This window comes from Paractinoplanes durhamensis, from assembly GCF_016862175.1.
Taxonomy (GTDB): domain Bacteria; phylum Actinomycetota; class Actinomycetes; order Mycobacteriales; family Micromonosporaceae; genus Actinoplanes; species Actinoplanes durhamensis.
On sequence record NZ_BOML01000022.1, the window covers coordinates 1 to 19,977 of the forward strand.

At 72.2% G+C, this 19,977-nt stretch carries 19 protein-coding genes; 7 read left to right on the forward strand and 12 right to left on the reverse strand.

The annotated features are described in order from the left end of the window. On the forward strand, positions 1-996 hold a 996-nt coding region (locus tag Adu01nite_RS13660; RefSeq protein ID WP_239132377.1), incomplete at its 5' end, for a thioesterase domain-containing protein. On the opposite strand, the gene Adu01nite_RS13665 is transcribed toward Adu01nite_RS13660, so the two are convergent. From Adu01nite_RS13665 to Adu01nite_RS13710, 10 genes are all read right to left on the reverse strand, one after another. Beyond that, positions 968-1,576, reverse strand: a complete 609-nt coding sequence (locus tag Adu01nite_RS13665; protein WP_203727055.1) for a DUF1989 domain-containing protein — start codon at positions 1,574-1,576, stop codon at positions 968-970. The genes Adu01nite_RS13660 and Adu01nite_RS13665 overlap by 29 nt on opposite strands. Further along, entirely contained in the window at positions 1,573-3,129 is a 1,557-nt protein-coding gene (locus tag Adu01nite_RS13670) for a hydantoinase B/oxoprolinase family protein (protein WP_203727057.1), read from the reverse strand. The genes Adu01nite_RS13665 and Adu01nite_RS13670 overlap by 4 nt, the downstream gene beginning before the upstream one ends. A gap of 10 nt (positions 3,130-3,139) precedes the next feature. Then, positions 3,140-3,922: a U32 family peptidase gene (locus Adu01nite_RS13675; protein ID WP_203727058.1), complete on the reverse strand. Its 783-nt coding sequence runs from the start codon at positions 3,920-3,922 to the stop codon at positions 3,140-3,142. A gap of 101 nt (positions 3,923-4,023) precedes the next feature. Beyond that, positions 4,024-6,069: a hydantoinase/oxoprolinase family protein gene (locus tag Adu01nite_RS13680; RefSeq protein WP_203727060.1), complete on the reverse strand. Its 2,046-nt coding sequence runs from the start codon at positions 6,067-6,069 to the stop codon at positions 4,024-4,026. Between the two features lie 61 nt (positions 6,070-6,130). Beyond that, complete coding sequence (locus Adu01nite_RS13685) at positions 6,131-7,423, reverse strand: hypothetical protein (RefSeq protein ID WP_203727062.1); 1,293 nt, start codon at positions 7,421-7,423, stop codon at positions 6,131-6,133. Beyond that, complete coding sequence (locus tag Adu01nite_RS13690) at positions 7,420-8,262, reverse strand: hypothetical protein (protein WP_203727064.1); 843 nt, start codon at positions 8,260-8,262, stop codon at positions 7,420-7,422. Before Adu01nite_RS13690 ends, Adu01nite_RS13685 begins: the two co-directional genes overlap by 4 nt. Beyond that, positions 8,255-9,520: a winged helix-turn-helix domain-containing protein gene (locus Adu01nite_RS13695; RefSeq protein WP_203727066.1), complete on the reverse strand. Its 1,266-nt coding sequence runs from the start codon at positions 9,518-9,520 to the stop codon at positions 8,255-8,257. The genes Adu01nite_RS13690 and Adu01nite_RS13695 overlap by 8 nt, the downstream gene beginning before the upstream one ends. After that, the gene (locus Adu01nite_RS13700) at positions 9,521-10,300 is read right to left on the reverse strand and encodes an amino acid ABC transporter ATP-binding protein (RefSeq protein WP_438871077.1); all 780 of its coding nucleotides are present in this window, start codon (positions 10,298-10,300) and stop codon (positions 9,521-9,523) included. It abuts the gene before it with no gap. Next, positions 10,270-11,178 (reverse strand): amino acid ABC transporter permease, encoded by a 909-nt coding sequence (locus tag Adu01nite_RS13705; RefSeq protein ID WP_203727069.1) that lies wholly within the window; start codon positions 11,176-11,178, stop codon positions 10,270-10,272. Before Adu01nite_RS13705 ends, Adu01nite_RS13700 begins: the two co-directional genes overlap by 31 nt. Beyond that, positions 11,178-12,005, reverse strand: a complete 828-nt coding sequence (locus Adu01nite_RS13710) for an ABC transporter substrate-binding protein (RefSeq protein WP_203727071.1) — start codon at positions 12,003-12,005, stop codon at positions 11,178-11,180. The genes Adu01nite_RS13705 and Adu01nite_RS13710 overlap by 1 nt, the downstream gene beginning before the upstream one ends. Before the next feature lie 197 nt (positions 12,006-12,202). Between Adu01nite_RS13710 and Adu01nite_RS13715 the strand changes: the two genes are divergently transcribed. Beyond that, entirely contained in the window at positions 12,203-13,303 is a 1,101-nt protein-coding gene (locus tag Adu01nite_RS13715; RefSeq protein ID WP_203727073.1) for a pyridoxal phosphate-dependent aminotransferase, read from the forward strand. Between the two features lie 11 nt (positions 13,304-13,314). Here the strand turns inward: Adu01nite_RS13715 and Adu01nite_RS13720 are convergent, their stop codons facing one another. Further along, positions 13,315-14,295 (reverse strand): aldo/keto reductase, encoded by a 981-nt coding sequence (locus tag Adu01nite_RS13720; protein ID WP_203727075.1) that lies wholly within the window; start codon positions 14,293-14,295, stop codon positions 13,315-13,317. Positions 14,296-14,561: 266 nt separating this feature from the next. On the opposite strand from Adu01nite_RS13720, the gene Adu01nite_RS13725 reads away from it, so the two are divergent. Genes Adu01nite_RS13725 through Adu01nite_RS13745 form a run of 5 tightly spaced genes read left to right on the forward strand, consistent with a single transcriptional unit; the run spans position 14,562 to position 18,586 of the window. Further along, a complete protein-coding gene (locus tag Adu01nite_RS13725) occupies positions 14,562-15,104 on the forward strand; it encodes an RNA polymerase sigma factor (RefSeq protein ID WP_203727077.1) in 543 nt (180 codons plus the stop codon). Continuing rightward, a complete protein-coding gene (locus Adu01nite_RS48465) occupies positions 15,101-15,889 on the forward strand; it encodes a zf-HC2 domain-containing protein (protein WP_203727079.1) in 789 nt (262 codons plus the stop codon). Before Adu01nite_RS13725 ends, Adu01nite_RS48465 begins: the two co-directional genes overlap by 4 nt. A gap of 11 nt (positions 15,890-15,900) precedes the next feature. Then, positions 15,901-16,701, forward strand: a complete 801-nt coding sequence (locus tag Adu01nite_RS13735) for an ATP-binding cassette domain-containing protein (RefSeq protein WP_203727081.1) — start codon at positions 15,901-15,903, stop codon at positions 16,699-16,701. Continuing rightward, positions 16,698-17,996, forward strand: a complete 1,299-nt coding sequence (locus Adu01nite_RS13740; protein WP_203727082.1) for a hypothetical protein — start codon at positions 16,698-16,700, stop codon at positions 17,994-17,996. The genes Adu01nite_RS13735 and Adu01nite_RS13740 overlap by 4 nt, the downstream gene beginning before the upstream one ends. Then, positions 17,993-18,586: a hypothetical protein gene (locus tag Adu01nite_RS13745; protein ID WP_203727083.1), complete on the forward strand. Its 594-nt coding sequence runs from the start codon at positions 17,993-17,995 to the stop codon at positions 18,584-18,586. Before Adu01nite_RS13740 ends, Adu01nite_RS13745 begins: the two co-directional genes overlap by 4 nt. 74 nt (positions 18,587-18,660) lie before the next feature. On the opposite strand, the gene Adu01nite_RS13750 is transcribed toward Adu01nite_RS13745, so the two are convergent. Then, the gene (locus tag Adu01nite_RS13750; RefSeq protein WP_203727084.1) at positions 18,661-19,968 is read right to left on the reverse strand and encodes a DUF7407 domain-containing protein; all 1,308 of its coding nucleotides are present in this window, start codon (positions 19,966-19,968) and stop codon (positions 18,661-18,663) included. Between the last annotated feature and the right edge of the window lie 9 nt (positions 19,969-19,977).

A 19,977-nucleotide genomic window follows, 5' to 3' on the forward strand; every position in this document is an offset into this window, starting at 1 on the left:
CGGTCCAACGTGGGGATCGACCCGCGGTCCGATCTGGGGATCGACCCGCGGTCCCAGCCGGGGTCCGGTCTGCGGCCCGAGTCGCCGGCAGGGTCTCGGGCCGCGCCGATGCTGGGTTCACGGACCCAGTTGGCTGCGGAGGGACCCGCCGCGCCGCCGGTCGATGCCACTGCGGGCGTGCCGGCGCTGTTCCACGCCATCCTCGATGCCGGGCGTCCCGAGCTGGCCATGAATCTGCTGATCAGCGCGTCCGCCGCGCCCCTGGCCGAGCGGGCCGTCCGGGCGCCCGACCCGATCCCGCTGGCCGGCGGCGGGGGCGGCGAGGGTGACGACGGGCCGGTTCTTGTCTGCCTTCCGTCGTACGGGCCGTTTCCGGATCTTGAGTTTCTTGCGTTTGCGCGGGCCGCGGGGACGGCTGTCACCGTCGTACCCCTGCCGGGATTTGCCTCTCTGGGAGCTCGGCCGGATTCGCTGGAGGAGGTCACCGCCGTCCTTGCCGGCCGGGCCACCGAGGCCGCCGGGGAACGGCCGTTCGTGCTGGTCGGCCGGTCCAGCGGTGGCCACCTCGCGCACCTGATCGCCGAGCGGCTGGAGCGGGACGGCAACCCGGCCGCCGGGCTCGTGCTGCTCGACACCTACGAGAACGACCACAACCACGACGAACTGCGGGCGAACCTGGTGGCGACCGGCCTGACCCGGATGCGCGCGCGGCTCGACCCGGACGCCGAGCGGACCCTGATGCTCGCGGCCGGGACCTACGTGCGGCTGCTGCACCACTGGCATCCGGGGCCGCTCACCACGCCCAGCCTGCTGGTCGCGGCGGCCGACCCGCTGCCGGGCCTTCCGGGCAGCTGGCGGGCGACCCGGTCGGTGCCGCACACCCGGGTCGAGGTGCCGGGTGACCACTTCAGCATGCTCAACGTGCACGCCCGGACCACCGCCGAAGCCGTGCGCACGTGGCTGAAGCTCACTCCACGGTCACGGCCATCTCGGTGACGTTGAAGGCGTTGCACGGGTTGTGTTCCTCGGGGCAGTTGGACAAACCGACATACACATCCGCCAGCATCTCCAGGGTGATCCGGTCACCCGGTTTCGTGGTCGGCTCGACGATCTCCATCCGGCCGTCGGGGTGGTGGCGGATGTTCATGAACAGCGAGATGCACTGGTCGGGGTTGATCTTCGTCGGGTCGAGGCCCAGCTCCTGCCAGTCACCCTCGAGGTTGTCGAGGCAACCCCACGTTTCCTCGACGCCGTAACGGATGGCATTGGAGTATTTCGAGCAGTAACCGCCGGTCATGTTGTGGATGCCGTTGTCGTCGTGGACGACCTTCATCATCGGCGTACACCTGTCGCTGTAGATCGTGTAGCCCTGCTGCAGATTCCACATGCCCGAGCTGACCCGGGTGAACATCGCCGAGAGCCGCTCGTCGGGGTTCTCGGTCATCGACGCGATGAAGTCCATGACCTGCTGGCCCTTGATGTCCACGATGGTGAGCCGCTGGCCGGCCCGCAGCTTGAGCGCCAGCCGGCCCTTCGGGTCGAGGACGGTGGTGCCGGGAAGAGACCAGTCGGTCATCGTGCGTTCTCCTTCTCTGAAAAGCCATAACCGCCGCCACCGGGGGTGCGGAGCAGGATGCGGGAGCCGGGCTGCAGCGCGGTCCGGCCCTTCGGCTCGGCCACGTCGGCCTCGTCGATCTGCAGACGGCCGGGAGCGCCGTCGCCGCCGCCGGCCAGGCCGGGCGCGGGGTGGTCGATGCGTTCGGTCAGGAAAATGACGTCGAGCGGGTCGGCGTGCAGCGAACGCAGAATCACTTCCTGGCCTTCCCCGCCTGCCCAGCGCCCCTTTCCACCGGAGCCGCGGACGATACGTTTGCTCTCCACCAGCACCGGGGCCGAGCTCTCGATCACCTCGACCGGAGTGTTGGAGACGTTGCTGGGGGTGCTGAGCGTGGGGTGTCCGCCCTGGCCGCGGGAGGCGCCCTGCCCGCCGTTGAAGCACAGCAGTGACGCGAACGGCCCGTTCGCGGCTTCGCCCCGAAGGCCGATGACCCAGAACGGGGTTCCGGCCGCGGCGGCCACCCGGTCGGGGAGCGGTCCGAGCAGAGCCCTGGAGAGTACGGCGGGGATCGCGTGCGCCGGGAAGTTCGCGCTGACCGCCGCGCCCTTGGTCGGGTTGAGCAGCGAACCGGCCGGCACCCGGATGGTGATCGCCCGGCGGGCGCCCTCGTTGTTCGGCACGTCCGGGGCGAGCAGGCAGGCCAGGCCGTACCGGGTGTAGCCGAGGGTGGGCGAGGCCGAGTTGATGCCGAAGCGGCTCTGCGGGGAGGTGCCGGTGTAGTCGACCACGATCTCGTCGCCGGTCACCTCGACCGTCACCATGATCGTCTTGGGTTCCTCGAAGCCGTCCAGGTCGATGTCGGCGCAGTAGCGGCCGTCCGGGATGGCCCGGATCGACGTGCGCACGGCCCGTTCGGTGGCGCCGCAGATGTGCTCGGCCGCCTCGGCCAGGTCGAGTCCCGGGTCGTCGTCGAGCATCTGGACGATCCGCCGTACGCCGAGGGCGTTCGCCGCGATCAGGGCGTCCACGTCGCCGAGCACCTGCACCGGCACCCGCACGTTGCGGGCCAGGATCCGCCGGACCAGTTCGTTGGGCACCCCCTGCTCGACCAGCTTGACCGGCGGGAGGCAGAAGCCCTCCTCGTACAGGTCCTGGGCGAACGCCCCCTCGCTGGCGCCGCCGATATCGCTGAGGTGGCAGATGCTCGCGACGTACGCGATGATCTCGCCGTTGCGGAAGACCGGCGTGACCGCGGTGAGGTCGGGCAGGTGGGTGTTGCCGAACCACGGGTCGTTGGTGGCGAGCACGTCGCCGGGCCGCAGGTTCTCGACCCCGATCTGGGCGACCATGGCGGTCGCGGTGTCGGCGACGGTCCCGGTGAAGACCGGCACCGACCGGCCGTACTCGACCAGCAGCTTCCCGTCGGCGGTGAGCACCGCGCAGGCCAGGTCGTTGGATTCGCGCACGACCGAGCTGAACGCGGTGCGCAGCAACACCGCGGCCATCTCGTCGGCGACCGAGATCAGCCGCTGCCACGCGATCTGCAGCGTGGCGGCATCCCATGTGGTCATCGAAAGGCTCCTAGAACTCGGCGGTGTCGGACGGGACGGCGGCCGGGTTGAGCCGGCGCAGCAACTGGTCGTCCAGCAGGATCTGGTGGGCGATCGCCTCGATCTGGCGGGGCGTGGGCGCCTCGTCGGAGAAGTCCTGGGCGGCGTTGCCCGACTTCAGATAAACCGGAGAAGCAACCCGAACAATCTCCGGTACGTCGTAGCCGCGCACGAATCCACCGGTCCCGCGCGGGTTGTCGGTGTGCACGTCGAGCGCGACGGTGGTGGCGGACCGGATCGCGGCGAGCATCCGTACGTCCAGGTCGCGCTGCACGTTGACCGAGTCGGCGCCGGCCTGCGCCAGCAGCCGGACGTGCGCCGGGTTCGCGGCGCCCATGTTGGACGACGCCTTGAGCCGCAACTCCGGGAACACCGCCGCCAGGACCGTCAACAGGCCCTCGTCGAACACCAGGAACCCGCGAACACCCAGGTCGACCGCGTGCGCCACGTCGTCGACGGCCTGCGCGAGCTGGTCGGTGCCGCGCAGCCGGTAGGCGCTGGCCGCCGCGACCACGCCGCTCGCCAGCTTCTGCCCGCCGATGTCGAACAGCCCGCGCGGGCCGACCGCCATCCGCAGCTGCACGCCGAGTTCGCGGCAGGTCTGCACCAGGTCGGTAAGCTGACCGTCCAGGTAGCGCATGGTGCCGACGGTGTTGGTGGCCTGGTGCAGGCGCACACCGTCGCGGCGTAGCCTACCGGCGAGGGCCGCCACCGCGGGGCCGTCGAGGGCGCCGGCGACCTCCCACTTGTACATGCCACCGTCGGCGAATCGGCCTTCACTTGTGGCCGGCTCGGCCGGGTCCTGGCCAGGCAGTCCGGCCTTTGTCAACAGGTCGCGAGCGCGAGAGAGCGTCACTACGCACCGGCCAGGTTGATCAGGATGTGCAGGTTGCCGTCCTCGTCGAGTTCGGCACGGTCGCCGGGGCCGACCACCGCCGTACTCTCCGGAAGCTGAAGGATCGCCGGACCGGTGACCGCCTCGCCCGGCCGCATCGACCGCATCCGCAGCACCGGCGCGTCGGTCAGGCCGGTCTCCGGGAACCACACCGGCCGGATGCGCGCCTGGCCGGTCTCGGCGGCCGGCTCGGCGGCGGCCCGGATCAGCTCCGGCCGGGTGAACCGGCCGTAGACCCGGACCCGCCAGGTGACCACCTCGGCCGGGGTGTCCGGCTGTGCGCGGACGGCGTAGATGCGCTCGTACTCGGCGGCGAACCGGTCCCAGTACTCGGCGGGCCCGTCGTCCGCACCCACCGGGACCTCGATCTCGAAGCCCTGGCCCACGAAGCGCATGTCGACGAAGCGTTCCACCCGCTCGATCGGCTCGGCCAGCTCGCCGGCGGCCTGCGCGACCAGCGCGTCGAAGGTGGCGGCCGGCGACGACCAGTGCGCGAGCCGGGCGAGCATCGTGCGGGACGTCTCCACCATCGGCGGCGCCACCAGCAGGCCGGTCGCCGACAGCACGCCGGCCGCGCTCGGCACGACCACCCGGCTCAGGCCGAGGATCCGGGCGACCCGGGCGGCGTGCACCGGTGCGGCGCCCCCGAAGGCGAGCATCGTGAACGTCCGCGGGTCGTGACCCCGCTCGGTGGCGTGCACCCGCATGGCCAGGGCCATGTGCTCGTCGACGACCCGGGCGATCCCGGCCGCGGCCTCGAGGGGGTCGCCGAACGCGGCCCCCAGGTGCTCCTCCATCGCTTTTCGCGAAGCGCCCACATCGAGGGCCATCTGGCCGCCGAGGAAGTAGTCGGGGTCGAGGTAGCCGAGCACGATGTCGGCGTCGGTCACCGTGGGCCGGTCGCCGCCGAGGCCGTAACCGGCCGGTCCGGGCCGCGAGCCGGCGCTGTGCGGGCCGACCTTGAGCAGGCCGAGCGCGTCCAGCTCGGCGATCGAGCCGCCGCCCGCCCCGATCTCCAGCATGTCGACGACCGGCATGATGACCGGCAGGCCGCTGCCGGCCTTGAGCCGGTGCACCCGGCCGACCTCGAAACCGTTGTGGATGGCCGGTTCGCCGCCCTCGATCACGCAGATCTTGGCGGTGGTGCCGCCCATGTCGAACGCGATGAGCCGGTCCAGGCCGAGCCGCCGGCCGAGGTGGGCGGCGCCGATCGCACCCGCGGCCGGGCCGGATTCGAGGAGGCGCAGCGGGTATTCGCGGGCGCCCGGAGTGTTGATGACGCCGCCGTTGGACTGCATCAGCATCAGCGTCTGGTCGATGCCGACCCGGCCGATGGCCTGCTCGATCTGGGCGAAGTGCTCACCGGCGACCGGCCGGACGTAGGCGTTCGCGAGGGTGGTGACGGTCCGCTCGTATTCGCGGATCACCGGGACCAGGTGGCCGGAGAGGGTGACCGGGACGCCGGGCAGGTGCTCGGCGAGCACCTTGGCGACCATCTCCTCGTGCATCGGGTCGGCGTAGGAGTGCAGCAGGCAGACCGCGACCGATTCGACGTCCTGGGCCCGCAGCTGCTCGGCGATCGCCACCACCTCGTCGGTGTCCAGCGGCGTCAGCACCGTGCCGTCGGCGAGGAGCCGCTCGGTGACCTCGAAACGGCTGTCCGCGCCGACCAGCGGGTCGGGCATGCGCAGCTGCTGGTCGTACAGGTCGTAGCGCCACTCCCGGCCGATGTCGACGGTGTCGCCGAACCCGCGCGTGGTGATCAGCGCGGTCTTCGCGCCGCGGCGCTCGATCAGCGCGTTGGTGACCAGGGTGGTGGCGCCGGCGACGGCGCGGTCGATGTCGGCGGGCGTCGCGCCGGCCCGGTCGAGCACGTCGCGGATGCCCTGCTCGACGGCCCGGCTGAAGTCGTCGTAGGTGGTCAGGCACTTGCCCAGCCAGGCCCGGCCGGTCCGCTCGTCGAGCAGCACCAGGTCGGTGAAGGTGCCGCCGATGTCGAAGCTCACTCGCATTGCGTGGATTTCCTCTGTGCTCGGTGGAGTACGGCGTTGGGGGCGGGGCGGCGGGTCACGGCGGGACCAGCAGGGCGTAGGCGACGACCGGCAGGATCAGGCCGACCTGGCCCCACCACTGGGCGCGGGCGACCGCGGTCAGGCCGCCGCCCGCGTCGCGCACGAGCCGCAGGGCGGTGTCGTAGGCGAGGCCGGCCGCGGTCCCGAGCAGCACGCCCCCGCCGAGCAGGGCGGTGGCCGAACCGAGGTACAGGCCGGCGGTGAAGAGCGCGAGCCCGGCGGCGGCCGGGACGGCGATGGGCAGCCGGATCCGGAGCAGGCGGGCGGCGCCGGCGGCTAGCATGACGAGTCCGGCGGTGAGGCCGGCCAGCAGCACGGCGCCACCGGCCCAGTCGGCGGCCCAGCCCTCGGCCCGGTCGGCGACCAGGCCGGGCAGGGTTGAGGTGAAGAGGCCGAGGACGCCGTTGGCGCCGAAGGCGAGCAGCGCCGGAACGGTCGCGACCCGGATCTTTGCCGCCGGGCCCGCGGCGCCGGCGTTTGCCGGAGCCGGCGCGAGACGCGCGGTCGCGTGTGCAGGAGCGAGAGGCAAACTCGCTTGTGCAGGGGCGAGAGGTGCGGTCGCTTGTGCGGGGGCGAGAGGTGCGGGGGCGAGAGGTACGGTCGCTTGTGCAGGGGCGAGAGGCAAACTCGCTTGTGCAGGGGCGAGAGGTGCGGTCGCTTGTGCGGGGGCGAGAGGTGCGGGGGCGAGAGGCTCGTTCACTTGTGCCGGCATGAAACGGCCGTTCACCTGTGCGGATGCGAAGCCCTGCGGTGGTGTCGGCACGCGAATGCCGTTTACCCGCTCGCGACGCGCGGCAGAAGCGGCCGCGGCGGCGGCGACGGCCAGGGCGACGACCCCGAGGCCGAACACGAGGGCGCGGGGCAGGCCGGTCGCGGCCAGGGTTCCGGCGAGGACGGCACCGCAGCCGACGCCGCCGAAGATGGCCGCCGTGGCGTGGGCCGGGGCGAGCCGGCTCGTGACGACAGCGGTCAGGAAACCGAGCGCGGCGCCGGTGACGATCCGGCCCGCCAGCAACAGCCCGAAACCGCCGGGGGCGGGCGCCGCGACCAGCAGCAGTCCACCGGCGGCGTCGGCGATCAGCAGGGCGGGCAGCGCCCAGCGGCCCTGGGCCAGCGCGGCGATCCGGGGCCGGGTCAGCGTGCCGATTGCGGCGACCGACGCGGCCGAGTGCGCCACGAACAGGCCGGCCGTGGTCCACGGCGACGAGCTGACCTGGTGGTAGAAGGGGCTCGGGAAGCTGGAGAAGGCCGAGGCGGCGGTCAGCGCGACGGCGTTGCCGTGTCTCATGACCGCTCCCGGAGCAGGAGGGCGAGCAGGGCCACGTCGGTCACCGCGCAGCCGTTGACGTCGAACAGGGCGCGCGACTGCGGCACCGGCGTGAGGCCGGCCATCAGGCGCGGCACCGCGGGCTGGGCGCCGTGGTCGCGCAGCACGGGCGTGCCCGGGGCGCGATGCCAGGTCGCGTCGCCGTCGAGGCTCACCGCGATGCCGCCGGCGGCCAGGGCACCTAGCGACGCGACGGGTTCGCGGGCGCCGGTGGCCGAGAACGCAAGGTCCGCATCGGCGAGCGCGAGAGCGGGGTCGGTCGTGGCGTCGATGCCGGCGGCGCGCAGGGCCTGAGCCGAGGCGGCGGAACGCACCAGTACGCGTACCCGGGAAAGCGCGAAAGCGGACCGCGCCACCGTGAGCACCGCCTGGTTGGTCGGCCCGAAGCCGACGAGGGTGACCCGCCGCTCGGCGTGCCCCGGACGCGCCGCGCGAGCCACCGCGACCGCCGCCGCCGCGGTGCGCAGCTGGGTCGCCAGCATGCCGGTGAGCAGCGCCAACGGCTCGCCGGAGGTGGCGTCGCTGGCGATCACCGTCGCGGTGGAGCGCCCCGGCCGGGCCGGGCCGCCGGGAACATAGGACGCCCATTTGGTGGCGGCCAGTCCCAGCCGGGGCACGATCGCGGACAGCGACAGCAGGAAGCCGTCGCCGTTCAAGGAAAGCTTCTGTTTCGCGGTCTGGGTCGCCTCGCCGCGACCGAGATCGGCCAGGCAGCGAGCGACCTCGTCGAGGAGAGCGAGATCGGGATCGAGATCGCCGCTGGTCAGCGCGGCGACGTCGTGATCGGTCAGCTCACGCATCGCCGTCCACCCGTCCGGCCAGGGCGAGCGAGACGACGCCGGCGACCGTGCGCAGGTAGGCGGAGCGGGCCGGGTTGAACGCCCGGGCGGTGCGGCTCACGAAGGCCAGGTCGCCCCAGACCCGGCCGCCGACGGTGATCGGGAAGAGCAGGCAGGCGTGCAGGTCCTCGGCCGACGACATCTTCGCGGTGACCGGGAAGCGGCGGGCGAGCCGGCTCATGTCGTGCAGCTGGACGGGCTCGCCGCTGCGGTAGACCTGGGAGCCCATGAAGTCGGCGCTCACCGGGTGGCCGGCCGCGACCGACTGCTTCCAGCGAACCGACATTCCGGCCGACGCGACCAGCCGGGACAGGCCCGCGCCCGCGTCGAGCCGGAAGACGGTGGCGGCGTCGCTGAAACCGCGGGCCACCGCCCACTGCACGACGGTTTCCGCCGCGGTGGTCATGTCCGGCGCCGCCTGCAGCGTGTCGACCAGCGCGCCGAGCGCGTCGGCGTGCGCGTTGAGCAGGCTCACCGAGGCGCGCAGCCGGTCGTCACTGCGGTCGTCGCCGAGCTCGGCGACCGGCGGGACGAACTGGTAGCCCGCGCCGCGCACCGAACCGATCCAGGTCGCGTCGGCCGGGGTGTCGCCGAGCTTGCGGCGCAGCCGGCCGATGTGGATGCGCAGCGTGTTGGCGCCGTCGCCGTGCCGCCAGCCCCAGACCCGCTGCACGATGTCCTGCAGCGGCACCACCTGCTGGGCGTGGCTCATCAGGTACGCGAGCAGGTCGAACTCGTTCTGGCTCAGCGCCACCGGCTGGTCGTCGAGCAGGCAGCGCCGGGCGCGAAGATCGACCCGCATCCGGCCGCTGTGCAGCCAGCGCACCCCGCCGGCGTCGTCGCCGCCCGCGCTGCGGCACAGCGCGGTCAGCCGGGACGCCATCTCCCGCGCCGGGGCCTGCCGCTCGATCACCAGGCTGGCACCTCGATCGAGCAGGGTGAGGCCCTCGTCGGTGGTCAGGTCGGTGGCGACCAGCGCGATCGGGAACGAGCCGGACAGCCGCAGTTCGCGGACCGCCTGGTGCACCCAGGTGAACGAGTTGCCGCCGACCAGCACGAGCCGGGTGTCCCGGACCGAGGCGGCATGCACCGCGCTGGTGACCTGGTGACAGACGACGGTCGGCCAGGTGATGGTGGCGGCCGCCGAGCCCGCCTCGGCGCAGAGCACCGACGGGTTGAGCACCGCCAGGTCGCGCGGCTTGAGGACGGTGTCGGGCATTCAGAGCACCTTCGACAGGAACGACCGGGTGCGTTCGTGCGCCGGGTTGGCGAGCACGTCGGCCGGGGCGCCGCGTTCGACGATCTGGCCGTCGGCCATGAAGGCGACCTGCGACGCGACCTCGCGGGCGAAGCCCATCTCGTGCGTCACCACGATCATCGTCATGCCCTGCACGGCCAGGTCCCGCATCACGTCGAGGACCTCGCCGACCAGCTCCGGGTCGAGCGCCGAGGTGGGCTCGTCGAAGAGCATCAGCTGCGGCCGCATGGCCAGGCCCCGGGCGATCGCGACGCGCTGCTGCTGCCCGCCGGAGAGATGCTTCGGGTACGCGCCCGCCTTCTCGGCCAGGCCCACCCGGTCGAGCAGATCCCGCGCGGTCGCGGTGGCGGTCTGCTTCGAGTGCTTGTGCACCCGCATCGGCGCCTCGCGGACGTTCTCCAGCGCGGTGAGGTGCGGGAACAGGTGGAAATGCTGGAACACCATGCCGATCCGGGCCCGCTGCGCGCGGATCTGCCGCTCCGGCAGCTCGTGCAGCTTGCCGTCCCGCTCGGCGTAGCCGACGAGGTCACCGTCCACCACGACCCGCCCGGCGTCCGGCGTTTCCAGGTGGTTGATGCAGCGCAGCAGCGTCGACTTCCCACTGCCGGAAGCACCGATCAAACACAAAACCTCTCCGGCGTGTACGTCGAGGTCGACGCCCTTGAGTACCTCGTTGGAGCCGAACCGCTTCCGGATGCCGCGCAGATGCACTAGCGGTTTCCCGTCAGCCACCGTGACCACCTCTTTCCGCCATCGGTGGTCGCCCGGAAGCCGACGCCGAGCCGGCGCTCCAGGCGCGACTCCAGCACGGTCAGCACGGTGACCACGACGAGATACCAGATGCAGACCACGAGCAGGACCGGGATGGTCTCGTAGGTGCGGCCGTAGATGAGCTGGCCGGAATAGAGCAGCTCGGGCAGCGCGATGACGGACACCACCGACGAGTACTTGAGCAGGCCGATCGCCTCGTTCGACGCGGGCGGCACGATCACCCGCAGCGCCTGGGGGAGCACGATCCGGCGGAACGCGTCGAACCGGCTCAGGCCGAGCGCGTTCGCCGCCTCGGTCTGCCCCTTGTCGACCGCGATGATGCCGGAGCGGATGATCTCGCCGAGGTAGGCGGCCTCGTTGAGAGCCAGCCCGAGGATCGCCGCGGTCCACGGCGTGATCAGGTCGTTCGTCGCGGCCGACCACAGCGTCGGCCCGAACGGGATGCCGATGCTGATCGACGGGACCAGGATCGCCAGGTTGTACCAGAGGATCAGCTGCACCAGGATCGGCGTGCCGCGGAACAGCCAGACGTACGCGCCGGCCACGCCCCGCAGCAGCGTGCTCCGCGACAACCGCATGGTCGCCAGCAGCAGGCCGAGCGCGGCCGCGATCGCCATGCTCACCACGGTCAGCTTCAGCGTGGTGACCAGGCCGTCCAGGATCCGCTGGTCGAACAGGTAACCGCCGACCACGTCCCACCGGTAGTTCGGGTTGGTGAGGAACGAGACCGCGATCGACACCACCACGACCGCGGTGATCGCCCAGCCGATCCACCGCCAGGGGCGCCGGCGGGGGACGACCACGATCGCGTGGTCGGCCTCCCGCACAGCCTGTATGTCGACAGCCATCAGAAGGGCGAGCCGTTGACGATCGGCGCGTCCAGGCCGCGGTCGGTGATGCCCCAGGTCTCCAGGGCCTTCTTGTAGGTGCCGTCCGCGATGATCTCCTGGAACGCGGTCTCGAACTGCTTGGTGAGCTCGCTGTTCTTCGGGAACGCGGCGGCGAAGTAGCCCTCGTTCTGGTAGCCGCCGGACGTCTTCACCTTGCCCTCGTTCTTGCTGAGGATGTAGGCGTTGGCGGCCGAGTCGTTCGGGGTCACGTCGATCCGGCTGGACAGCAGCGCGAGCACGGTCGCGTCCAGGTCGGCGAACTCCTTGACGTCGATCGCCTTCTTGCCGGCCGTCGTGCACTTCTTCGACGCGTCGGCGAGCAGATCGGCCTCCAGGGCGCCGCTCGGAATGCCGACCGCGATCCCGCACAGGTCGTCCATCGTCGCGATGTCGGCGTATCCGGTGCGGGTCAGGAAATTGTTCTTCGCGGCCAGGTAGTCGACGAAATCGACGCTCTTCTGCCGTTCCTTGGTGTCGAACATTCCGGTCATCGCGATATCAAATCGCCCGGAGGTGAGGCCGGGGATGATCGTGTCGAATCCGGCACTCGTGAAAGTCACCGGCCGGCCCAGTTTCGCGGAGAGGGCGGCGGCCAGATCGACGTTGATGCCCTTCCACGTCTTGCCGTCGGCGTCCAGGAAGTTGTACGGCAGCAGCGACGGGTCGGCCGCCGCGACCAGCGCCTTCGGCGTCAGTGCGGTGTCCGCGTCGGCGGCGTCACCGGACGAGCAGGAAGCCGTGGCGGCCACCGCGAGGGCCGCGGCGATAAATAGACGTACACGCATAGGAACTCCATCTCGAAGCCAGGAGGGCGTCCGGCGAACAGAGAACGGGGGTTTCTTTGCGGTCTTATTACGGGGTCGTGGGCCGGGCGTTTCCCTCGCTGTGAATCGACATGTTGACGACAGGTTTCCGGTCCTAGAGTTGCTTCGTGAGCGCGGTGGTAATGCCGTGCCGACATGTTGACGAAAGGATTCCGACAGTGCAGAGCGGAACGGAGGCGGCCGCGGTCGCTCGGATGATGTCGGGCCCGGTGCGGGCCGGCGAGGTCGATCTGAGCATCGGCGAACCGGACCAGCCGCTGCCCGGCGTCCTCGTCGAGACCGCGGTCCGCAGCCTCCGGGCCGGGCAGACCGGCTACACCCCGAAACTGGGGCTGCCCGCGCTGCGCACCCTCGTCGCCGCCGACCTCGACGGCCACCGGCCACCCGCCGACGACGTGATCATCACGATCGGCGGCACCGGGGCGGTCGCGGTCGCGCTGACCGCGGCCGGTGGCCCCATCGTCATCCCCGACCCGGCCTGGCCCAACTACCGGGTCCTGGCCGGGCAGCTCGGCATCGAGGTGCGCACCTACCGGCAGGGGGCGTCCGGCGACGACTTCTTCGACCTGGACGCGATCGCGGCCGGCCTGCGCGCGGGCGCCCGGCTCGTGGTGGTGAACTCGCCGTCCAACCCGACCGGGGCGGTCGCCTCGGCGGCGGCGCTGCGCGCCCTGCTCGCCCTGGTCCGGGCGCACGGCGCCGACGTGCTCTCGGACGAGGCGTACGAGTCGGTGGTCTTCGCCGGCGGCCGCGCCCCCACCCCGTTCGCGGTCGGTGGCGCGGACGTCACGTTCGCCGCCCGGACCTTCTCCAAGACGTACTCGATGACCGGTCTGCGGGCCGGTGCGCTGATCTCCCCGCCGTCGTTCCGGGCCGCGGTCGCCGCGATCCACGGCACCACCGCGGGCTGCGCGCCGATCACCGCCCAGCTGGTCGCGGCCGAGGCGCTGCGCTCGCTGCCGGACCGCGGCGCCACGCTGTCGGCGATCTACCGGGCCCGCTTCGAGATGGCCCGGTCGATCCTCGGGCCCTGGGCGCCGGCCGACTCGGCCGGCGGCTTCTACGTGTGGCTGGACGCCCGGCCGACCGGGCGCACCAGCGCCGAGCTGTGCGCGGCGCTGCGCGACCGCGGCGTGGTCGTGTCGAGCGGGCTGGTCTACACCGCCACCGACGGCTTCGTCCGGCTCGCCCTGACCGCCCCGGACGACCGGCTGGCCGCCGCCCTGACTTCGGTCCGCTCAGTGCTGGATGATCAATAAGACCCTCAAGGTCAGCGGTCGATCGCGGCCATGTTGGCCTCGTCGTGGCGGTCGCCGGCGGCCGGCTCGAGCGCATCGAGGCGCTTGAGCTGATCGTCGGTGAGCTCGACGGCGTCGGCAGCGGTGTTCTCCTCGACGCGGGCGACCCGCCGGGTGCCCGGGATCGGGGCGATGTCGTCGCCGCGGGTCAGCAGCCAGGCCAGGGCGGTCTGCGCGGGAGTGGCACCGATCTCTGCGCCGATGGCCTTGACCTCGTCGACGATGGCCAGGTTGCGCTGGAAGTTCTCGCCGGTGAAGCGCGGGTTGGTCGTGCGCCAGTCATCGTCGGCGAAGTCGTCCACGCTACGGATCTGACCGGTCAGCAGGCCGTGCCCGAGCGGCGAATACGGCACGAAGCCGATCCCGAGCTCGCGCAGCAGCGGCAAGATCTCCGCCTCCACGTCCCGGGTCCACAGCGAGTACTCGGTTTGCAGGGCCGACACCGGCTGTACGGCGTGGGCGCGGCGAATCGTGTCCGGCGACGCCTCGGACAGGCCGAAGTGCAGCACCTTGCCCTGCTTGATCAGCTCGGCGACCGCACCGGCGGTCTCCTCGATCGGGGTGCTCCGGTCGACGCGGTGCTGGTAGTACAGGTCGATGCGGTCGGTGCCGAGCCGCCTGAGCGAGCCTTCGACAGCAGCCTTCACGTTCGCCGCGCTGCTGTCCGGCACCCCGGGGCCGCCTCCGGCGTGCGCGACGAGACCGAACTTGGTGGCGATCCGCACCTGGTCGCGGCGGCCCTTGACTGCCTCGCCGACGATCTCCTCGCTCAGGAACGGGCCGTAGATCTCCGCGGTGTCGATGTGGGTCACGCCCAGCTCCAGCGCGCGGTGGATCGTGCGGATCGACTCGGCGTTGTCGAGCTTGCCCTCGCTGGTGTAGACGCCGGCCATGGTCATCGCGCCCAGGCCGATACGGGACACGTCGAGGCTGCCGAGATGTGCGTTCTTCACGGTGTGACTCCTGCTTGGTCAGGTAGGACTGGTGGCATCGCCGACCGCTTGGCGATCGGCGGACGGCGCGGATGAACCACCTGAACGCGACGCCAATGCGGTAGGAGCTACAGCTAACCGCCGTTCACGGGCGGGGAGGAGGCACTGCTGAAGGGTGTACCGGCAGCCCACCTCGACCGCACCCGACGGCCGGCTCCGATCGATATGTGACCCATGTCACTCCAGGTGTCGCACCCGCCGTCGATGATGCTCTCGTCTTGCTGGACGTGAGACGAAGCCTGGACGAAGCCGAGCTGGTGCGCCGCACCGCTGCCGGTGATCGGCGTGCCTTCGACGAGCTCTATCGGCGCACGTCGCCGTGGCTGCTCGCCCGGCTGCGCCGGCGCTGCGCCGACGACGACCTCGTCGCCGACGTCATGCAGGAGACCTACCTGGCCGTCTGGCGGGCGGCCGGCAGCTTCTCCGGGGCGGCGGTGTCGGGCAGCGCGGTCGGCTGGTTGTGGACCATCGCCGCGCACCGCCTGGTCGACGCGTTCCGCCGGCGCGCCCGGGTCGACGACATGCCGGTGGTGCAGCTGGCCGAGACGGTCGCCCCCGCCGCCGAGGACGAGGTTCTCGCCGGGCAGGTCGGGCACGAGCTCGAGCAGGCCCTGACCGAGCTGCCGCCGGAGGCCCGGCAGGTGCTGCGGGCGATGGTGCTCGACGGCCTGTCGGTGCGGGAGACGTCGCTGCTGCTGGGCGTCCCGGAAAACACGGTGAAATCCCGGGCCCGCAGGGCTCGGATCGCGCTGCGGGAGGCGCTGTCATGAGCACTCATCCGAGCCGGGCGATGCTCGCCCGCTACGCCGACCGGGAAGCGGTCCTCGACGAGGTCACGATGTGGTCGGTCGAGACCCACCTGGAGGGCTGCGCCGACTGCCGGTCGCACGTCCCGGCCGGCGACAACCAGGCCCTGCTCGACCGGATCGCCGCCGGGCTCGACCAGGGCATCGCGGCCGGCCCGGCCCCGGCCCGCCGGCGGCGCTCGCAGGCGGTGCGCAACCGCTGGCTGGTCTGGCACCTGGTGCCCTGGCTGACCATGACGGTGGCGGTGCTCGGCTGCGCGGTTCTGCTCCAGGCCCTCGACCCGCGGGTGCCGCTGGTCCTGCTGCTGGCGCCGATCGCCCCGCTGCCGGGGGTGGCGATCGCCTGGAGCCGGCGCCACGATCCGGCCTGGGAGCTGATCGCCGGCACCCCGAAGGCGGGGCTGACGCTGCTGCTCCGGCGCACGGCCGGGGTGCTGGCCGTGGTCGTCCCGGCACTCGCCCTGGCCAGCAACCGCACCGGGGTCTCGCTGGCCCTGGCGCTGCTGCCGTGCCTGGCCTTCTCGGCCGCCACCATCGGGCTCGGCGGGTTCATCGGCGTGCACCGCGCCGCCGTCTGGCTCGGCTCGCTCTGGACCCTGGCCGTGGTGGTGCCGTCGATCGCCACCGCGCACCCACCGGCCGTCCTGCAATCCGGCACGTCCGGCTTCTGGGCGCTGCTCACCCTGATCCTGGCCGGCCTCGCGGCGACGCGGGCCACCAACTTCCGCCGGCTCTCCAGCCACAACTGAGGGGATTCACCATGCGTACGGTGAGCGCGGCCGAATCGGCCCCCACCACCTATCCGTGGGCGGTGCACGCCCAGGAGCTCCGGGTCAAAGCCGGCCGGCACCTGGCCGTCGACGGCCTCGACCTGGCCCTCGACACCGGGGTGCACGGCCTGCTCGGCCCGAACGGAGCCGGCAAGACGACCCTGATGCGGGCGCTCGCCACCGTCATCCGGCCGGCCGGCGGGCGGCTGACCATGCTGGGTGAGACGGTCGACGGCCGCGCCGACCTGCGTCGTCTGCGGCGCGGGCTGGGCTACCTGCCGCAGCAGTTCGGCTTCTACCCGCGGTTCACGGTGCGCGAGTTCGTGGAATACATGGCGTGGCTCAAGGAGATGCCGAAGGCCGAGATCCCGGGCGCGGTGCAGCGGTCGATCGACCGGGTCGGGCTGGCGGCCAAGGCCGGAGCGCGGATGAAGACGCTGTCCGGCGGCATGCTGCGCCGGGCCGGCATCGCGCAGGCGATCGTCAACGACCCGGCCGTGCTGCTGCTCGACGAGCCCACCGTCGGCCTCGACCCCGAGCAGCGCCTCGACTTCCGCGAGCTGCTGCGCGACATCGGCGTCGACAGCTGCGTGCTGGTCTCCACCCACCTGGTCGAGGACGTGGTGGCCGCCTGCTCCGACGTCATCGTGATGAACGAGGGCGGGCTGGTGCACCAGGGCGCGGTCGACACCCTGATCGCCCAGGGCGGCGAGGGCGACGCCGGCGACAGCCCGGCCGAGCGGGGCTACTCGGCGCTGCTGCGCCGGCACCGGTCGGCGGTGGCCCGATGAGCCGCGTTCTCGGCGTCGAGCTGCGCCGCTCGGCGGCGCTCGGCACCGCCCTGATCCTGCTGGTGATCGGCACCCTGGCGCTCTACTTCGCCGAGGGGATCGGCTTCGCCACCGGCTGGATGCAGCTGGCCATGTCCCAGCGGCTCTACCTGGCGCTGCTGTGGCCGATCGCCCTCGCGGCCGGCGCCTGGCAGTCGAGCCGGGAGCACCGGTCGAAGGTCACCGAGCTGTTCGCCAGCACCCCACGCCCGCGGGCGCACCGGACCCTCCCGACGCTCGGCGCGATGGCCGTCGCGGTGGTCGGCGGCTACCTGGCGATGGGCATCGCCGGCGGCCTGTGGATCATCGCGACCGCCCGCTATTTCCCGTTGACCGTCCTGGTCGTCACCGCCGTCGGCGCGCTGTCGCTGATCGCGGCGGTCTGGCTCGGCCAGGCGATCGGCCGGCTGCTGCCCTGGCTGGTGGTCGCGCCGGCGCTCGGCGTCGCCGGCCTGGCGCTGCTGTTGCTCATCCCGGGGGCGACCCGCCCGCACGGCTGGCTGGCCCTGGTGTTCTCGCCGATCTACGAGATGAACATGCCCGGTGCCTACGCGACCGTCCCCGGCCGGGCCAGCCTGTCCCAGGCCATCTGGATGCTCGCACTTGCCGCCACCGCGGTGCTGCTGCTGGCGTCCGACGGCTGGCGCCCGCGCGTCGCGGCCCTGCTGCCGGTGGCCCTCGGCGTCACCCTGGCGATCGCGGTCATGCCGCGCGACAACCGTTATGTCACCGACGCGATCGACCCGGTGGCGCAGGAGCAGGTGTGCGCCGGCGGCGCGCCGCGGGTGTGTGTCAGCCGGGTCCACTCCGGAATGCTCGCCGACGTGACCGGCCCGGCCCGGGAGGCGCTGACGGTCCTGGCGAAGCTGCCGGGCGCGCCGACCGCGATGCACGAGGACACCACCAGCTACCCCGACTTCTACCCGGTCTGGCACGACGACGTCGTCCTGCTCCGGGTCGAGACCGGCGAGAAGCTGACCGCTTCGCAGGTGGTGGCCGCGGCGTTCGACACCCCGCCGCAGTGCGACCGGCCCACCCCGCGGGCGGACGGGCTGGCCGCCGCCTACTGGCTGCTCGGCCAGGAGCCGGCGGTGAGCGACCCGGACGATCCGGCCCTCGCGGGCGAGGTCGCAGCGCGGTGGCAGGCCCTGCACACCGAGCCCGCCGCCGAGGCCCAGGCCCACCTGCTGGCCCTGCGCAAGGCCGCCCTGACCTGCACGATCGAGAGCGACATCCTCAGCCGGGACATCAAATGAGGTGGCTGACGCTCTACCTGCGCTCCCGGCGTGCCCCGGCCGCGGTGGCCGCGTCGGTGGTCGGCGCCGCGCTGATGTGGAGCCTGTGGTCGGCGTTCTCCAACACCCACGCCGTCGGCATGCAGATGGTCGTCCTGACGGTCCTGCTGCTGGTCGCGGCCCAGACCGCCACCCTCAGCGGCCCCGACGACGACCTCGAACGGACCGCCGCGCTGCCGTGGCCGCCGCGCCGGGCCGCGCACCTGCTGGCCGGGTTCGCGGTCGTGGTCGCGCCGCTGGCGCTCACCCTGGCCACCGGGGCCCGCTTCGGCCCCGGCTGGCTGGTGGCGCGGGACGCAGCCGGCCTGCTCGGGCTCACTGCGCTGGGCGCGGCGGCGTTCGGCACCGCCCGGTCCTGGTTCCTGCCGCTGGGCTGGACACTGGCCGCGGTCCTGTTCCCCCGCGACGAGCCGGCCATCGCCCAGGTCCTGACCTGGCCGGCCCAGCCCCCGGCAAGCACCGCCGCGGCCGTCACCGCCGGGCTGCTGGCGTTTGCCGGGTTGATCGCCTACGCGATGGCCGGGCCGGGGCGTTCCTACATCCCGAGGTAGGAGGGGGCCGGGAAGGCGATGATGTGCGGATGAGAGCAGCCCGCCTCAGCCGTTTCGGAGGGCCTGAGCTTGTTCTACTCGTCGGCTGACGTGAACGTGCGGCGCCGGCGGGTTGCCAGCGTCAGCGCGATGCCGGCCAGCAGCAGGGCCGCGCCGCCGAGGGCGACCCATGCGATCGGACTTCCGGTGATCGGGAGGCCACCGCCACCACCGCTGCCGTCCGAGCTGCTCGACGGTGACGGTGACGGTGTCGGGGACGTCGGGCAGGTGCGTTGCTCGTACTCGGCGAAAGCGTCCTGGCCGGACACCGCCACCGCGGCCGTCGCACCGGTCGCCAGCGGGATCTTGATCGTGGCGACCTCGCCCGGGGCGAGCTTCACGGTCCTGACCGTCCCGGCCGTCACGGTGAACTCGCGCTCGGCGCCGTAGTTCGTGATCGTCGCGGTGGGGCCGTCGCAGCCGGCCTTGAAGGTGACCGCTGCCTGCTCGGGCTTTGCGCACGCCGCCGGCTCGGCGTACCCGTCGATCTCGCTGAGCACCTGTTCGAAGTAGGCGTCCTGGGTGCCCGGCCGCAACCCGCCGAGCGCGGCCTTGATGACGTCGTCCTTCTGCACCGTGGCGTAGACGGTGAGCTTGCCGTGCGCCGGCAGCTTCCCGAGCCAGACCGGCGCCGGGGTGGTCGGGGTCGGCCCGAACTCCCGGAAGATCGCCAGGCTCTGGCTGCCGATCGCGTCCGAGCTGACGTCCCACCGCACCTGGCTGCCGCAGATCGCGGTCAGCGTCGAGGTGAACTTCCCGCATCCGTCGTCGGGGAGTGCGGGCACGGCGTAATAGGGCACCGCCCCACCCGGCGTCTCCACGGCGACATACGGCGGCCAGCCACCGACGAAGTCGTGCCCCTCCCCGGCGGGAATGTCCACGAAGTCGGTGTAGACCCCGTACCACCCGGTGGTGGTGGCCCGCACCGTGGAGGTCCCGTCGTTGTGCACGCTCACCCGCTGTGCCCGCGGCTCGCAGGACGGTTCCGACGACACCTTGACCGACAGCTTCGCCGAGTCGCACACCGGTGGCCGGTGGTAGACGAGCTCGCCGTACAGGTAGTTGCTGTCCCCGACCAGCCGATAGGTGTGCCCCTCGTCGGCCGGCTCGTGGGTCCGGTTGTCACCCATGAGCCGCCGGCTCCACACCACCTTGCCGTTGTCGGAGAACTCGAACAGGTGGTCGTCCGGCGAGTAGGTGAGCATGTTGATCTCGAGGAACCCGCACCCGGCGATCAGCCCGGGCCGCGGATCGGGCGCAGCCTGCGCGGCCACCGGGTTCACCATGGCGAACGCGGCGAAGGTGCCCAGCACGACCAGCGCACGTCGGACCCAACCGGCCATGATGTCCTC

Excerpts from the sequence above, each read along its gene's own strand:
- Adu01nite_RS13665 (WP_203727055.1), bottom strand. The coding sequence starts at position 1,576 with ATGACCGACTGGTCTCTTCCCGGCACCACCGTCCTCGACCCGAAGGGC.
- Adu01nite_RS13670 (WP_203727057.1), bottom strand. The coding sequence starts at position 3,129 with ATGACCACATGGGATGCCGCCACGCTGCAGATCGCGTGGCAGCGGCTG.
- Adu01nite_RS13675 (WP_203727058.1), bottom strand. The coding sequence starts at position 3,922 with ATGTACAAGTGGGAGGTCGCCGGCGCCCTCGACGGCCCCGCGGTGGCG.
- Adu01nite_RS13685 (WP_203727062.1), bottom strand. The coding sequence starts at position 7,423 with ATGAGACACGGCAACGCCGTCGCGCTGACCGCCGCCTCGGCCTTCTCC.
- Adu01nite_RS13690 (WP_203727064.1), bottom strand. The coding sequence starts at position 8,262 with ATGCGTGAGCTGACCGATCACGACGTCGCCGCGCTGACCAGCGGCGAT.
- Adu01nite_RS13695 (WP_203727066.1), bottom strand. The coding sequence starts at position 9,520 with ATGCCCGACACCGTCCTCAAGCCGCGCGACCTGGCGGTGCTCAACCCG.
- Adu01nite_RS13705 (WP_203727069.1), bottom strand. The coding sequence starts at position 11,178 with ATGGCTGTCGACATACAGGCTGTGCGGGAGGCCGACCACGCGATCGTG.
- Adu01nite_RS13710 (WP_203727071.1), bottom strand. The coding sequence starts at position 12,005 with ATGCGTGTACGTCTATTTATCGCCGCGGCCCTCGCGGTGGCCGCCACG.
- Adu01nite_RS48465 (WP_203727079.1), top strand. The coding sequence starts at position 15,101 with ATGAGCACTCATCCGAGCCGGGCGATGCTCGCCCGCTACGCCGACCGG.
- Adu01nite_RS13735 (WP_203727081.1), top strand. The coding sequence starts at position 15,901 with ATGCGTACGGTGAGCGCGGCCGAATCGGCCCCCACCACCTATCCGTGG.
- Adu01nite_RS13740 (WP_203727082.1), top strand. The coding sequence starts at position 16,698 with ATGAGCCGCGTTCTCGGCGTCGAGCTGCGCCGCTCGGCGGCGCTCGGC.
- Adu01nite_RS13745 (WP_203727083.1), top strand. The coding sequence starts at position 17,993 with ATGAGGTGGCTGACGCTCTACCTGCGCTCCCGGCGTGCCCCGGCCGCG.
- Adu01nite_RS13750 (WP_203727084.1), bottom strand. The coding sequence starts at position 19,968 with ATGGCCGGTTGGGTCCGACGTGCGCTGGTCGTGCTGGGCACCTTCGCC.